12 protein-coding genes are annotated in these 15002 nt (G+C 40.7%); 7 read left to right on the forward strand and 5 right to left on the reverse strand.

Going from position 1 to position 15002, the window contains the following annotated elements:
* Positions 1–28: 28 nt before the first annotated feature.
* Together ODQ17_RS12965 and ODQ17_RS12970 are read right to left on the reverse strand one after the other, a co-directional pair.
* Positions 29–1309: an OprD family outer membrane porin gene (locus ODQ17_RS12965; protein WP_322904150.1), complete on the reverse strand. Its 1281-nt coding sequence runs from the start codon at positions 1307–1309 to the stop codon at positions 29–31.
* Between the two features lie 31 nt (positions 1310–1340).
* A complete protein-coding gene (locus ODQ17_RS12970; protein WP_322904152.1) occupies positions 1341–2687 on the reverse strand; it encodes an MFS transporter in 1347 nt (448 codons plus the stop codon).
* Between the two features lie 518 nt (positions 2688–3205).
* Between ODQ17_RS12970 and ODQ17_RS12975 the strand changes: the two genes are divergently transcribed.
* Both ODQ17_RS12975 and ODQ17_RS12980 read left to right on the forward strand, forming a co-directional pair.
* Complete coding sequence (locus ODQ17_RS12975; protein ID WP_322904154.1) at positions 3206–4282, forward strand: aromatic ring-hydroxylating dioxygenase subunit alpha; 1077 nt, start codon at positions 3206–3208, stop codon at positions 4280–4282.
* A gap of 12 nt (positions 4283–4294) precedes the next feature.
* A complete protein-coding gene (locus ODQ17_RS12980; protein WP_322904156.1) occupies positions 4295–5239 on the forward strand; it encodes a PDR/VanB family oxidoreductase in 945 nt (314 codons plus the stop codon).
* Positions 5240–5283: 44 nt separating this feature from the next.
* On the opposite strand, the gene ODQ17_RS12985 is transcribed toward ODQ17_RS12980, so the two are convergent.
* The 3 genes from ODQ17_RS12985 to mhpT form a co-directional block, all read right to left on the reverse strand.
* Entirely contained in the window at positions 5284–5976 is a 693-nt protein-coding gene (locus tag ODQ17_RS12985) for a GntR family transcriptional regulator (protein ID WP_174742925.1), read from the reverse strand.
* A gap of 123 nt (positions 5977–6099) precedes the next feature.
* Positions 6100–6555 carry a MarR family winged helix-turn-helix transcriptional regulator gene (locus tag ODQ17_RS12990; protein ID WP_304392908.1) on the reverse strand — a complete coding sequence of 152 codons (456 nt, stop codon included), beginning with the start codon at positions 6553–6555 and terminating at the stop codon, positions 6100–6102.
* A 69-nt stretch (positions 6556–6624) separates the two neighbouring features.
* The gene (gene mhpT, locus ODQ17_RS12995) at positions 6625–7857 is read right to left on the reverse strand and encodes a 3-(3-hydroxy-phenyl)propionate transporter MhpT (protein ID WP_151827491.1); all 1233 of its coding nucleotides are present in this window, start codon (positions 7855–7857) and stop codon (positions 6625–6627) included.
* A 248-nt stretch (positions 7858–8105) separates the two neighbouring features.
* Here mhpT and ODQ17_RS13000 point away from each other — a divergent pair, with 248 nt between their 5' ends.
* The 5 genes from ODQ17_RS13000 to ODQ17_RS13020 all read left to right on the forward strand — a co-directional run bounded on the left by ODQ17_RS13000 (position 8106) and on the right by ODQ17_RS13020 (position 14949).
* On the forward strand, positions 8106–8945 hold the full coding sequence (locus tag ODQ17_RS13000) for a p-hydroxycinnamoyl CoA hydratase/lyase (protein ID WP_171056853.1): 840 nt from the start codon (positions 8106–8108) through the stop codon (positions 8943–8945).
* 37 nt (positions 8946–8982) lie between these two features.
* Positions 8983–10434: an aldehyde dehydrogenase gene (locus ODQ17_RS13005; RefSeq protein WP_322904162.1), complete on the forward strand. Its 1452-nt coding sequence runs from the start codon at positions 8983–8985 to the stop codon at positions 10432–10434.
* Between the two features lie 81 nt (positions 10435–10515).
* Positions 10516–12402 carry a feruloyl-CoA synthase gene (locus ODQ17_RS13010; RefSeq protein WP_322904164.1) on the forward strand — a complete coding sequence of 629 codons (1887 nt, stop codon included), beginning with the start codon at positions 10516–10518 and terminating at the stop codon, positions 12400–12402.
* A 75-nt stretch (positions 12403–12477) separates the two neighbouring features.
* On the forward strand, positions 12478–13617 hold the full coding sequence (locus ODQ17_RS13015) for an acyl-CoA dehydrogenase family protein (protein WP_322904166.1): 1140 nt from the start codon (positions 12478–12480) through the stop codon (positions 13615–13617).
* A gap of 81 nt (positions 13618–13698) precedes the next feature.
* Positions 13699–14949, forward strand: a complete 1251-nt coding sequence (locus tag ODQ17_RS13020; RefSeq protein WP_322904168.1) for an OprD family porin — start codon at positions 13699–13701, stop codon at positions 14947–14949.
* Positions 14950–15002 lie beyond the last annotated feature (53 nt).

Genomic DNA, 15002 nt, shown 5'->3' on the forward strand with positions numbered 1-15002 from the left:
TTGTCTTTAATTTAATAAATATTGAACGTTAAAACTTAAAGGTGTAATCAACATTCAACCGCGTTTCATTTGCCGAGTGGAATGTCATATTGGTAGGCATATCGTTACGATAGTGAGAAAAACGGGCTCGCATTCCCAAACCTTTTAACTTACCTTCAGGAATTTTATAGCCCAAATCAAATTCCATCGACTCTTCTTTAAAACGCTGATCGCCATATTGCAACAAATCAATGTCTTCGCCTTTTGCATAGCGAGTCATAAAGCGCAGTCCGTTTAATGAAACATCACCTACCCGTGCATTTTTAAAGTCATATTCATAACGAATCGAATAGACTTTTTCGTCTTTATTTGAATAGTCCGAACTCATAAAATCAAGCACAACCGGACTTTCAGTTCCCGACAAAAATGGCAGACCAGTCGAGCCAAACGACTGCATGTAGCCCAAAGAAACAGTATGATTTTGATAGTTCAAACCAAATAAGCCACTAATATGTCGGTTATCGACCTCTCCTATTTTTTTGCTTCCAGTTTCTTCACTATTAAAAAAACGGACGTCGCTTAAAAAATTAAGTTGATCATTTAAAGGTTGTTTGCCGTTAAAACCTAAAAATTGTTGCTGGTAAATATCTTTGAGTTCAGCATGATAAGCCCGTAGACGATAATCCTTTAACTGATAGCTTCCACCTAATGTATAAAAAGAATCAGTAGTTGCCGCTTTGTCAAAACGATGATTGATATTGTCTGTTCCAACATCGGTATAACGAATTGAATCACGCTGACGTACTTCGTCGACATAAAAGCCTTCGAGTTGAAGATTTGGAATTTCATTTGAAACAAAGCGGATACCACGGTAAGTCTGAGGGAATAAACGCGCTGGCGATGAAAATATGGTTGGTAATTGTGGAACTAAATCTCCCACAAAAAGCTCATTTTTCCTAAATTTAGCCTTCCCTGTAATGCCTATTTTTCCATAATAATCATCACGCGAGTTATCGGTATTCACTGGTAATAAGCCACTACGCGCATAGTCATCAGCACGGCTTCCCATCAGGTTAAAACCTGCCATTGCCAATACATCGACACCGAACCCAACTGTCCCTTCGGTATAACCAGACTGTCCTTTAAAAATTAGACCCTGCGCCCAATCTCTACCTGCTGTATAGGGATATGGGTCTTTTTTATAGTCTCGGTCAAAGTAAAAATTACGTAGTGTCAGCTCAGCTTTACTGTCTTCAATAAACTCTGCATGCACAACTTGACTAAATAATGGGCACAAGCATACCCCCACCCATAATGGTGTCTTTTTCATTTTTTATCTCAACTATTTAATTTTTAATGGATTAAGGTGCTGTTTTAAGAGAGTAGGTTTGCTCTTTTTGACTGCGGTAAAAAGCATTACCTAAACTTAAAATCAGGAAAATAGCCAAAATAAAGACCACACCGTAATAGGCATACAGCGTTGCGGGTGCTATACCTTTATCCAGAAAAATGCCTGCAACCGTTGGCGATAAAATTGCCCCAATTCGTCCAAAACCAATTGCATAGCCCACGCCACGACTACGGATTTCAGCATCATAAATTGTTGGTGAAATCGAGTATAAACCTGCCACACAGCCATTAATGAGTGTGCCAAGTAATAACCCCACCATAAGTGCAATGCTCACTTGAGATGAAACGGCAACAAATAGGAAAACACATGCAGACGTTAGCCCTAAAAATAGACTTAAGGCATAGAAAATTTTCATACGTGATGCCAATAAACCAATAATGGCTGCCCCGAAAATCCCGCCAATACTAATTAAAATACCTGTACTTACGCCTTGGTGTGGCGACATCCCCATTGAAATAAGAATTTTTGGTGTCCAGCTCATGACAAAGTAAAAGCCAAACATCACCAAAAAGAATGCAAACCACAAACAAAGTGTTTGAAATCCAAGTTGTCCAGCAAATAGTTTACCCAGTTCACTACCATTTTGTGTGCTGATTTTTTCATAATGCGGCATAACTGGTAATTCGTTTAGCCCCATACGATTTACAGTTGCATTAATTCGTTCTAGTGCCTGTTTTGGTCGTTTCGCGAGTAAGTAATCTAAAGATTCTGGTAATAACCATGCGCTAATTAGCAGCATTCCAATGGTTGTAATCCCACCTGCTAAAAAGATTGAGCGCCAACCTAAGTGCTCAATCAATGCCAGTGATAGTACCCCGCCCAGTGTCGCGCCAATTCCGTAACCAGTAGACATTAAGCTCACAGCAAGACTGCGCCAGCGAGCATTGGCATATTCACTCGCCAATACATTACTACTCGCAAGGATGCCACCCACCCCAATTCCAGTAATAAACCGAAGTGCGGCTAACATGCTGTGGCTTTGTACAAAAGCACAGCCCAACATGCTCAGACCTGCAATGACAAGACAAACTAAGATGAGTAAACGGCGACCGATTTTATCGGCTAAAGGTGCAAGAAAAATGGAACCGGCAGCCATCCCAAAAAGGCCTGCACTTAACAACAAGCCTATTTGTGCCCCTGAAAGTGACCATTCTGCTGACACGGATGGAGCGGTAAATGCCATTACCATCACGTCAAAGCCATCAATAATATTGAGACAAATACAGATCAAAATGACGAACCATTGGTAGCGGCTCATGTAGTTTTGATTGATCTCACTTAGAACATCTCTTTCCATTTGTGTATCTCCCTTGGATAAGACATACACACGACATTGCTAATATGAGCGATTGGGTGGTTATGCACATCCGTATCCATAATGACCTAGAGGAATATTTGTTTTTTGAGCATCCTGCTCTTTTTCTATACTGAATATTTGGATCCAAAAAATCAACAATATTTTTAAAATTTAATAAACAATAAATCAAATCATTGAAAAATATATTTATAATGTATTATAACTTTATGGAATAAAAAATATGGATCCATAAATTATTTATCCATTTTTAAATTTATAACTTCAAGAGCTATCCAAATCTAGTATGAGATTAAAGAATTATGGATCCAAATTAAGATAAATAAAAATTTAGCATCTAAAATTCAAAGTAAATACAAAAGTCTTTAATAACAATTAAAAATCTACAAAATAACCAAACCTAAAGATCAATTTTTTTTAAAAAATACACTGCTTATCAATTGACCAATATTTTTATTTATTATAAATTGGATCCAATAAGTGATAAGGAGTCGTCACAAATGTTTATTAAAAATGCTTGGTATGTTGCCTGCCGCCCAGAAGAAATCCAAGACAGACCATTAGGTCGCACCATCTGTGGTGAAAAAATTGTTTTTTATCGCGGTAAAGAAAACCAAGTTGCAGCCGTTGAAGATTTTTGTCCCCATCGCGGCGCCCCACTTTCACTTGGCTATGTCGAAGATGGCAACCTTGTATGTGGTTATCATGGACTAGTTATGGGTTGTGACGGAAAGACCGTTTCAATGCCAGCTCAACGTGTTAACGGTTTTCCTTGCAACAAATCATATGCAGTTGTTGAAAAATTCGGTTTTATTTGGATATGGCCGGGTGAGAAAGCTTTAGCAGATGAAGCAAAACTTCCAACTTTAGAATGGGCAGATCATCCTGAATGGAGCTATGGCGGAGGCCTGTTTCACATTCACTGTGACTATCGCCTGATGGTCGACAACCTGATGGATTTAACCCACGAGACCTATGTTCACTCAAGCAGTATTGGGCAAAAAGAAATTGATGAATCATTACCAGTCACTAAAGTTGATGGTGACCATGTGATTACCGAACGCTATATGGAAAATGTGATCGCACCTCCATTTTGGCAAATGGCTCTTCGTGGTAATCACTTGGCGGATGATGTACCTGTTGACCGTTGGCAACGTTGTCACTTCTTTGCGCCAAGTAATGTGCATATCGAAGTCGGTGTAGCGCATGCTGGACATGGTGGTTATCACGCACCAAAAGACAAAAAAGTTTCCTCAATTGTGGTCGATTTTATTACGCCAGAAACCGAAACCTCTCACTGGTATTTCTGGGGAATGGCACGTAACTTTCAGCCAGATAGTGCAGGACTCACCGATCAAATTCGTGAAGGCCAAGGCAAAATCTTTACTGAAGATTTAGAAATGCTTGAGCAACAGCAGCAAAATATTTTAAACAATCCACATCGCAAGTTACTCATGCTCAACATCGACGCAGGCGGTGTACAGTCTCGCAAGGTCATTGAGCGACTGCTTGCCGAAGAAAATAAAACACCTCCTGAAACGTCCACACAGAAGTTTCCAAACATTCGGATTATTTAAAGGAGCATGAACATGGACGTTATTATTCAGAAAATTCACCAGCTTACCCCGACCATTCGTGCTTTTGAATTGGTTGCAGCAAATGGCACAGAGCTACCGAATTTTGAGGCAGGTGCACATATTGATGTGCATCTTAAAAATGGTCTAACCCGCCAATATTCACTTTCAAACTGCTGCACTGAAAAGCATCGCTATGTGATTGGTGTTTTACATGATGCCAATTCACGCGGTGGCTCACGTTGCATCCACACTGAATATCGTGAAGGCGATCATTTAAAAATTGGTGAACCACGTAATTTATTTGAGATTCATCCTCAAACAAAACAGGCAATTTTATTTGCGGGTGGTATTGGTATTACCCCTATTTTATCGATGGCCTATCGGCTTAAGTTAGCCCATATTCCTTTTGAATTGCATTACTTTGTTCGTAGTCATGAAATGATTGCCTTCTATGGCAACTTAACCGAGCATTTTGGTGACCGAGTTCATTTTCATATTCAAGACCAACCAGATACTGAATGTAATATGGCAGAGGTTTTGGACCAAGCTTCATCAGATAGACACTTATATGTATGCGGGCCTACAGGGTTTATGCAGTTTGTCATGAGCTCAGCCGAACAGGCGGGTTGGCACAATAAACAGTTACATCAAGAGCATTTTGTTGCGCAAACAGTAGATACGACTAACGATGAAGCTTTCACTATTGAAGTGAAAGGTACGGGTCGCCGAATTGAAGTATTACCAGAGCAAACTGCCACTGAAGCATTAATTGCAAATGGTTTTGATATTCCTGTTTCATGTGAACAAGGCATTTGTGGCACATGTATTACCCGCGTGGTAGAAGGCACGCCAGATCATCGGGATCTATTTATGACCGATGAGGAACATGCTTTGAACGACCAGTTTACGCCCTGCTGTTCTCGTGCAAAAACTAAAAACCTTGTGATTGAACTTTAATTCTTGAGTTCCTTTATTCAAATATAAAGGAACTTATTTTCATCTTAAGCGCTGAGAACATTTCTTAAAGTTTCACCTAAAATCACCACACTGCTGTGCTCACGCATTAAAGTTTCAGCACGCCCTGCTTGACGATGTACCAATGCATCAAAAATCGAACAATGCTGCAAATGTGCATAGTGCAAACGGCGATATTCTGACAAAGCTTGATTCTGGTCATAGGTAATGGCTTGAGCAGAAGCCATCGGCAATTGATTGTTTTTTGCTAAGGCTTGTATGAGTGCGACGTTTTGCGCGCCCTCAATAATCGTGTCATGAAAAATGACATTAAAATGGTGATAACGTTCTAATTCAACATCACCAAACTCGTCTTTATCATTAAATAGTTTTTCAGTTTCTTGAATGCAATGTTGCAGCGTCTTTTTCTGCTCTTCGCTTAAGCCTTGTTCTGCCAAAGTTTTCGCAGCCAACCCTTCGAGCACACCGCGCACTTCAAGCGCATCATGAACAAGTTGTTCTGAAATTTCACGAACCGTGTAACCACGAGTTGGGTTTTTAATGAGGAGGCCTTCTTGCTCGAGCAAGCGAAAGGCAATACGAACAGGCTGCCTTGAAACACCAAGTAACTCGGCAGTCGGAATTTCGGCAATTCTGGCACCGCCTTCAAGTTCCCCTGAAATAATCATTTTTCTTAGTTTAAGTAAAACTTGTTGTCCTGAAGACATTCGCTGCCACACATCACCAAAAACGTCACTTCGATGCTAGCAAGTTCATTTGTAAAATGAAATAAATTTTCTGTGTGAATCAGTGCTTAAGCATTTTTATTAAGTTTAATAAATTAAATTGCAAACTACCTTTCATCAAAGGTTTTTAAGATTATTGACCATAATATCGAGATTATTACGGATTAAATAAGCCAAGTTAATATCAATGCCTTCAAGCATTTTTTCTTCAACTTTTAAAACCACTTCATTACATTTATTTAGCTTTTCAATACCGCTTTCAGTCAGCGTAATTAAAATACGGCGGCCATGTGTTGGATCTGGTTTTTTCTCAATCCAGCCATTGACCAGTAAATCTTGCAAAATTTTGTTAGCCGATTGCGGCTTAATAAAAGAACGCTCAGCAAGTTTAGCATTGGATACATTACTTTTTGAAGCTAAAACAGAAAGCGCAGTAAATTGCGGCAAGGTAATCTCAAGCTCTTTTAAGTGTTCTGTTAAATGTTTACTAATAATTCGGTCAACACGAGCAATCATGTAACTTAACTTAGGCTCATCTTCTACTTTTTTTTGAACTAAATTCGAACGTACCATAACCTTTCAATCATCATAAGAAAATCTGTAGTGAAAGTATGAGGATCTACCCCATACTTTCGTTAAAACTTAGCGAGCACCTGAGCTTTGTACTAAATGTACAGGCTGTTTAGGTTTTTTGACAAGAAGTAATGCAGAGATCGCTGCAATTAAAATCACTGGAATGCTTGAACCAATTACAATGGTCGAGCTTTGTCCAAGTGAGAGTAAAAAACCAGCCATTAAAGGCCCAGCAAAAGAACCGATACGCCCAATTGCAACTGCTGAACCTACACCAGTTCCACGCATTTCGGTTGGATAATACATGGCAGCCAAACCGTACAACGCCGATTGTCCGCCCACAATGAATAAACCACAGCCCACTGCCGAAAGTGCAAGTAAAGCAACGGTTGGGGATATCGCTAAACAACAAAGCGAAAATAAAATGCCGAGATAAATCAGTTTAATCACAAAACTCATGCGTAACTTATCCAGCAATACACCCATGAGAATCGAACCTAAAATTCCACCCACGTTATAGCCCATCTGCACATAGTTTGCCTGTAATTTCGATAAGCCTTGCGCGCCCATCAATAACGGCAACCAGTTCAACAAGAAATACAGTACAACGAGCGTGCAGAAAAAACTTACCCAAAGCTGAATCGTCGACATACGGCGTTCTTTGGCAAATAAAACTTCCAAAAATGGTGTCGTTTTTTGCGCTTGAACTTTACGTTGTAAATAGTCATTTGACTCAGGTAAAAAGCGCATAATCAGTGGAATGAGTAAAATTGGCGCAATCCCACCAATATAGAAAATATGACGCCACTCTGCGTCGCCAGCCAACGACATGGCAACTACAGAAGTAAGTAATCCACCAAAAGGAATACCGCTATACATAATACTTACCGCGGTACCTTTATATTTATCAGGTACAGCTTCAGATGCCAATGTAATCATCATCGGAAGTGCCCCACCCATTCCTAAACCAGTACAAAAACGAATGAGTAACAGCAAACTAAAGTTAGCAGCATAAGCCGTTAGCAAAGACATAATTCCAAAAAGTAAAATACTAAAAATCAGAATTTTCTTACGCCCGACAATATCGGCAAATCTACCGCCTAATATGGCACCTGGTAGTGTTCCTAAAATTGCAGCACTAAATGCCCACGCCATCTGGCCATTGTCCAACATAAACTCAGCCCGCATTCTTGGAGCGGCTACCCCCATTGACTGAAGATCAAAACCTTCAAAAATTGCTATTGCAAAGCATAATAGCAACGTGATTTTTGCCCTTGCAGACTGTCCTAATATCTTTTCCATTGTGTTATCCCTTATTGACTAGTCGTTCCATTTAGCCCTTTGTGTATTATTGTTTAAACACACCAAAAATATCAGTTAAACTTACTAAAAAATCAACATATTTTTATATTAAATCAATAATAAAATTAATTAATATTTAAAATACAATTATTTATAAAATATTTATGAAATTTTATAAAAAAGACTTGAATGTAAGTTTAACTGATATTAAATTAAATCCCAGAACAGCTAAAAATCATTCAAGGAGTATGAAGATGAGTTATGAAAACCGCTGGGAAACAGTAGATGTTAAAGTTGAAGATGGAATTGCATGGGTAACACTAAACCGCCCAGAAAAGAAAAATGCCATGAGCCCAACACTCAACCGTGAAATGATTGATGTACTTGAAGCGATAGAACTTGATCAAAATGCACGTGTGCTTGTGTTGACAGGTGCAGGCGATTCTTGGACAGCAGGCATGGACTTAAAGGAATATTTCCGTGAAGTCGATACTCAGCCAGAAATTTATCAAGAACGTATTCGCCGTGACTCATGCCGTTGGCAGTGGCAACTTCTTCGCATGTATTCAAAACCAACGATTGCTATGGTCAACGGCTGGTGCTTTGGAGGCGGTTTCTCACCTTTAGTGGCTTGTGACCTCGCAATTGCAGCAGATGAAGCAACTTTCGGTTTATCTGAAATTAACTGGGGTATCCCACCGGGTAACCTTGTAAGCAAAGCAATGGCAGACACTGTTGGTCACCGTGCCTCTTTGTACTACATCATGACGGGTAAAACCTTTAGTGGTAAAGAAGCTGAAACTATGGGCCTTGTAAATAAAAGCGTACCGCTTGAACAATTAAAAGCAGAAGTGACTGAGCTTGCAAACTGTCTACTTGAGAAAAACCCTGTGGTTCTTCGTACCGCTAAAAATGGATTTAAGCGTTGTCGTGAACTGACTTGGGATCAAAACGAAGACTACTTATATGCCAAACTTGATCAATGTATCCACCGCGATACAGAAAATGGTCGCCAAGAAGGTTTGAAACAATTTTTAGATGAAAAATCAATTAAACCGGGTTTACAGAGCTATAAACGTACTGGTTAACTTTTGATTCTCTAATGGCAATGTAAGGACACAACCCATGCAAAATGTACAGTTACTTATTCACGGTCAATCTGTTGATGCATCAAATCAGGCAACTTTTGAGCGTATTAGTCCAATTGATGGATCAGTGGCAACTAAAGCTGCTGCTGCAACCTTGGAAGATGTTGATCGTGCAATCGATTCGGCACAACAAGCTTTTAAAGTATGGTCGAAACTCTCGCCTACCGAACGTCGCTTACGCTTATTAAAAGCAGCCGATTTAATGGACCAAAAAACCGAGCAATTCATTCAAACTGGAATGCAAGAAACAGGTTCAACTGCGACATGGTATGGGTTTAACGTTCACCTTGCTGCCAACATGTTACGTGAAGCAGCAGCAATGACTACACAAATTGACGGAAGTCTGATTCCGTCAGATGTGCCAGGCAATCTTGCGATGGGTGTACGAGTTCCTTGCGGTGTGATTGTAGGGATCGCACCTTGGAATGCGCCTGTCATTTTGGCAACACGTGCGCTTGCCATGCCTTTGGCTTGTGGTAACACGGTAGTGTTAAAAGCATCGGAAGCCTGCCCAGCAACACATCGTCTCATTGGTGAAGTGTTACATGAAGCAGGTCTTGGCGAAGGTGTGGTGAATGTGATTACGCATGCCGCTGAAGATGCACCACAAATCGTAGAGCGTTTAGTCTCTCATCCAGCTGTGAAGCGCATTAATTTTACGGGTTCAACCAAAGTCGGAAAAATTATTGCCGAGACTGCTGCCAAATATTTAAAACCTGTTTTACTTGAATTGGGTGGTAAAGCCCCTGTTGTGGTTTTAAATGAAGCTGACATTAATGAAGCCGTAAATGCAGTCGCTTTTGGAGCGTTCTTTAATCAGGGTCAAATCTGTATGTCGACTGAACGTGTTTTGGTTCAAGACAATATTGCCGACCAATTTATTGAAAAACTGATTGAAAAAACCCGCTCTATTCAAGCAGGTAATCCAACTTCAAAAGACAATGTACTGGGTGTTTTAGAAAGTCGCCGCGCTGCAAATCGTATCCAGCATTTGCTGGAAGATGCTCAAAACAAAGGTGCTGACTTACCTTTAGGTATTCATATTGAAGATACCACCATGCAACCAACGCTGGTGCTCAATATTAAACCTGACATGCTGCTTTACCGTGAAGAATCATTTGGCCCTGTATGCACAGTTCAACGCTTTTCAAGCATTGAAGAAGGCATAGCACTGGCAAATGACAGCGAGTTTGGTCTGTCTTCGGCAGTGTTTAGCCAGAATATTTCACAAGCATTAGAAGTCGCTCAACAGATTGATTCGGGTATTTGTCATATTAACGGCGCAACCGTACATGACGAAGCTCAAATGCCATTTGGCGGAACAAAATCGAGTGGTTACGGACGTTTTGGTAGTAAAGTCTCTGTTGCCGAATTTACCGAACTACGCTGGATTACCATTCAAACCCAATCACGTCATTACCCGATTTAGTTAGGGTAATGCGGACAACAACATATTAAATAAAAATTGCATGATGCAAAAAATAAAGCGCAGTGATGCGCTTTCCATGGAGTGAAAGAAATGCAAATGAATGCCACTCAATCACAAGACCGCGAACGGTTCGTAAAATTAGGGCAACATGATATTCATTATCACCATAAAGATGACACGCTCTATATCAGCCCCAAAGAGCAATTAAAACCGTATCCACAAAAACTGACAGATCGGTTAATTCATTTTGCACAAACCAAACCAGATCATATTTTTGCAGCAAAACGCAATGCTCAAGGTGAATGGGTCAAACTGAGTTATTCAGAAGTTTTACAACGCGCATGGCACATTGCTCAGGCTTTACATGAACGTAAGTTAAGCCAAGAGAGACCTCTGGTTATTTTAAGTGGTAATGATCTTGAACATTTAACACTATCTATGGCTGCCATGCTGGCAGGTGTGCCTTTTTCAGCAATTTCACCAGCCTACTCTCTGATTTCTCAAGACTTTGGCAAACTTAAACATGTGTTTGAAGTGCTTACACCTGGTATGGTCTATGCCAGCGATGGACAAGCTTTTGCCAAAGCGATTCAGGCATGTAGTACACCTGACATTGAAGTGGTGACCAATAAAGGAATTGTGAGCGATCAGATTTGCACATCTTTTCAGTCGCTATTAGATACACCAGTTTCAAATGTTCAAGAGTTTTATCAAACCCTTGATGAAAGCCAGATTGCCAAATTCTTATTTACATCAGGTTCAACTAAATTGCCTAAAGCTGTACCGACCACACATTTAATGTTGTGTGTTAATCAGCAAATGCTATTGCAGACTTTCCCTGAGTTTGAAGAAACGCCGCCTGTCCTACTCGACTGGCTGTCTTGGCACCACACATTTGGCGGCAGTCACAATGTCGGCATCGCACTCTATAACGGCGGTACGATTTACATTGATGACGGCAAACCCGTTGCAGGAAAATTTGATGAAACCATTCGTAATCTGAAAGAAATTTCTCCGACAGTTTATTTAAATGTGCCAAAAGGTTGGGAAGAACTCACCGAAGCGTTAGAAAAAGATGAAGAATTAAGAGACCGCTTTTTTGCCAAAGTTAAAATTTTATTCTTTGCAGGTGCAGCGCTTTCAGAAGCGGGCTGGAACAGACTCGATAAAATTGCTCAGCAACATTGCGGAGAAAAAATTCGCATCATGAGCGGATTGGGCATGACTGAAACTGCCCCATCTTGCGCTTTTACCACTGGCCCACGTGTGATGGCTGGCTTTATTGGATACCCTGCTCCCGGATGCGAAATCAAGTTGGTTCCATGCGGTGACAAACTAGAATTTTGTGTTCGTGGCAAACATGTCATGAAAGGCTATTGGCGTTTAAAGGCAGACCAGCAAAGCACTGTGTTTGATGATGAAGGCTTTTTCCATACTGGTGATGCGGTGCGTTTAGTCGATGTCAATGATCCAACTAAAGGACTGATGTACGACGGACGAATTGCCGAAGACTTTAAACTTAATACAGGTACTTTTGTGAATGTGGGCACACTACGCAACAAAGTACTCATTCAAGGTAATTTACTGATTCAAGATGTTTGTATTACAGGTTCAAACCTGAATGCGGTTGGCTTTTTGATTTTTCCAAAACTAGATGCTTGTGCTCAACAAGCTGGCCTTAAGCTGGGCGAACATTCTGCAGCAGAGATATTGCAGCACCCTAAAGTCCAGCAATGGTTCCGCCAATTTTTAACGACCTTTAATAAAGATGCGACTGGTAGCTCAAATACAGTCTCCATGCTTTATTTAATGACCGAGCCACCTCAACTCGATGCAGGTGAAGTGACCGATAAAGGCAACCTCAATCAAGGCAATATTACCAAGCGTCGTGCAGCTTTAATTGATGAGCTTTATCAAAAGCAGAATGATAACCCGCTAATTATTCGGGTGCCTACCTTAAAGCAATAAGCAATTGAAATAGAAAAGGAAGCTCAAACTTCGGTTTGGGCTATAGCCTCACTTTTGCCTAAAAAAAGGTTCAACATGCCACACGATACAGAATTTGAACTATTTCGGGACAGCTATCGCAGATTCTTAAAAGAACAGGTTGCTCCGTATTATGAACAATGGGAATACGATGGCCTCATCCCACGTGACCTATGGCTTCGTCTTGGGGAAAATGGCTTTTTGTGCGTCGATGTACCCGAAGAATATGGCGGCTATGGCGCTCCTGTGCACTACTCACTCATGTTGGTTCAAGAAACTGCTCAAGCTGGTTTTGCATCTTTAGCGGTTGCCATTGGTGGGCAAAATGAGTTGGTCTCACCTTATCTGCAAAATATTGGAACTGAAGAGCAAAAACGTTATTGGCTACCCAAAATGGTGACAGGTGAAGTCGTCACTGCAATTGCTATGACCGAAGCGAATGCTGGTTCAGACTTACAGGCCATACGCACTCAAGCGATTTTAGAAAATGATCATTACCGTATTAATGGTTCAAAAACGTTTATTTCAAATGGTTTGCATGCCGATCTGATCGTTCTGGTTGCGAAAACTGATCCGCAAGCTAAAGCAAAAGGCATTTCGATTTTTCTAGTCGATGCTGCGTTAGATGGCGTTAAAAAAGGCCGTTCATTACAAAAAATCGGACTGCATGCCCAAGATACAGCTGAACTATTTTTTGATGATGTTTGTGTACCTGTCACACAACGTTTGGGTCAAGAAGGACAAGGTTTTGCGTATTTAATGCAAGAGTTACCTCGCGAACGTTTGAGCATTTCCATGATGGCGTTGGGGTCAATTTTAGGCGCCATTGAAATTACTAAAGACTATGTACTAGAGCGTAAAGCTTTCGGGCAGCCTTTAAGTCAAATGCAAAACACGCGATTTGTGCTCGCAAACGCTCAAATCAAAGCAAAAGCCGCACAAGCCTTTGTAGATCAATGTGCGGTGCTATATCAACAACACCAGTTAAGCGTCACTCAAGTTGCCGCACTGAAGTGCTTTATTACCGATGTCCAATGTGAAGTGATTGATCAATTACTTCAGCTTTTTGGGGGCTACGGTTACATGCAGGAATATCCGATTTCACGCTTTTTTGTGGATGCACGGGTACAAAAAATTTATGGGGGAACCAATGAAATTATGAAAGAAATCGTAGCCCGAGAACTGCTCGGAAAATAGTTCGATTTAAAACCAAACAAGGCAGACACAACAACTATGCCTTATTGAAAACAAAAAAATGTTATTTCAGGAAGAAATGCTATGTCGAAATTATGGATGTACTCTACCCTTATGCTCTCTGGTTCAGTGTGGGCTGGCAATTTTATTGACAACAGTTCAGTAGAACTCACCACGCGAAATTTCTATTTTGACCGCGACTATCAAGAGCAATCTGCTTACCCTGCTGCCAAGGACTGGACACAAGGGTTTATTCTCAAAGCCAATTCGGGTTATACCGAAGGGACTGTCGGTTTTGGGCTGGATGTACTTGCGACGGCGGGTTTTAAACTCGATGCCGACGCAGAACATGGAGGTACAGGAAACTTACCTAGAGACACGCGCACCAATGAACCTGCTGACTCTTATGGGGAAATTGGGGTCACAGCAAAAGCGAAAATGAGCCAAACCGAGCTACGCATTGGTACGCTAATGCCGATGAACCCAGTTTTAGTGGCTTCACCTGCTCGTTTGCTTCCTCAAACCTATCGAGGAATTTCACTGACCAGTAAAGATATTAAAGACTTCGACTTACAAGCGGCCTACCTCGATAAAGTGAATCATCGTGATTCGACCAACTATGAAAAAATTAAAATTTCAGGCGTAAATGGACGCTTTAAAAGTGCTGAAACTGATGGTCTCTATTATTTAGGTGGAAACTATCAGTTTAATCCTGCACTTAAACTCACCGCTTTCTACATGGATGTTGACGATCTTTATAACCAAACCATGGTCGGTACCTTACATCAACACAAAATTAATGACACCACTAATTTTAGCTCGCAATTACGTTACTACCGCAGCCGAGATGACGGACAAGCAAAAGCAGGCTTAGTCGATAATGACCTTTATCATGCGCATTTCGAACTCAAACATCAAAACCATAAATTTATTTTTGGAACCTTCCAACATCACGGCGACTCCGCATTTCCTTATTTGACTGGAGGTGAAACTGGGCTTCTCATCGACACATGGCCGGGTGAGTTTTTAAACCCAAAAGAAAAAGCCTATAGCTTCCGTTATGAATATGACTTTAAAGATTATGTACCGGGTTTACGTTTTATGACTCGTTACACCACAGGTCACAATATTTATGCACCTAACTTAGGCGGAACCAATTTAAAAGAACGTGAAACAGACTTTGATTTAGGCTACACAGTTCAAAGTGGCTGGTTGAAAAATCTAGGGTTACGCGCGCGTTATGCCATTTATGACAACAACATGCTCTCTACAGCCAACATCAAACCTGTCAACGAAACCCGCATCAACATCGACTACACATGGAAATTTAAATAATTCAAAACGAGAGGTTCTGTCACACATAGAACCTCTTTTTATTTCGAGAAATT

The sequence above is a fragment of the Acinetobacter sp. IRS14 genome (assembly GCF_034650275.1).
In the GTDB taxonomy this organism is placed as follows: domain Bacteria; phylum Pseudomonadota; class Gammaproteobacteria; order Pseudomonadales; family Moraxellaceae; genus Acinetobacter; species Acinetobacter oleivorans.

Bases quoted from the DNA above. Each gene is read 5' to 3' on its own strand.
- ODQ17_RS13000 (WP_171056853.1), top strand. From the start codon at position 8,106: ATGAAGATGAGTTATGAAAACCGCTGGGAAACAGTAGATGTTAAAGTT.
- ODQ17_RS13005 (WP_322904162.1), top strand. From the start codon at position 8,983: ATGCAAAATGTACAGTTACTTATTCACGGTCAATCTGTTGATGCATCA.
- ODQ17_RS13015 (WP_322904166.1), top strand. From the start codon at position 12,478: ATGCCACACGATACAGAATTTGAACTATTTCGGGACAGCTATCGCAGA.
- ODQ17_RS13020 (WP_322904168.1), top strand. From the start codon at position 13,699: ATGTCGAAATTATGGATGTACTCTACCCTTATGCTCTCTGGTTCAGTG.
- ODQ17_RS12975 (WP_322904154.1), top strand. From the start codon at position 3,206: ATGTTTATTAAAAATGCTTGGTATGTTGCCTGCCGCCCAGAAGAAATC.
- ODQ17_RS12970 (WP_322904152.1), bottom strand. From the start codon at position 2,687: ATGGAAAGAGATGTTCTAAGTGAGATCAATCAAAACTACATGAGCCGC.
- ODQ17_RS12980 (WP_322904156.1), top strand. From the start codon at position 4,295: ATGGACGTTATTATTCAGAAAATTCACCAGCTTACCCCGACCATTCGT.
- mhpT (WP_151827491.1), bottom strand. From the start codon at position 7,857: ATGGAAAAGATATTAGGACAGTCTGCAAGGGCAAAAATCACGTTGCTA.
- ODQ17_RS12965 (WP_322904150.1), bottom strand. From the start codon at position 1,309: ATGAAAAAGACACCATTATGGGTGGGGGTATGCTTGTGCCCATTATTT.
- ODQ17_RS12990 (WP_304392908.1), bottom strand. From the start codon at position 6,555: ATGGTACGTTCGAATTTAGTTCAAAAAAAAGTAGAAGATGAGCCTAAG.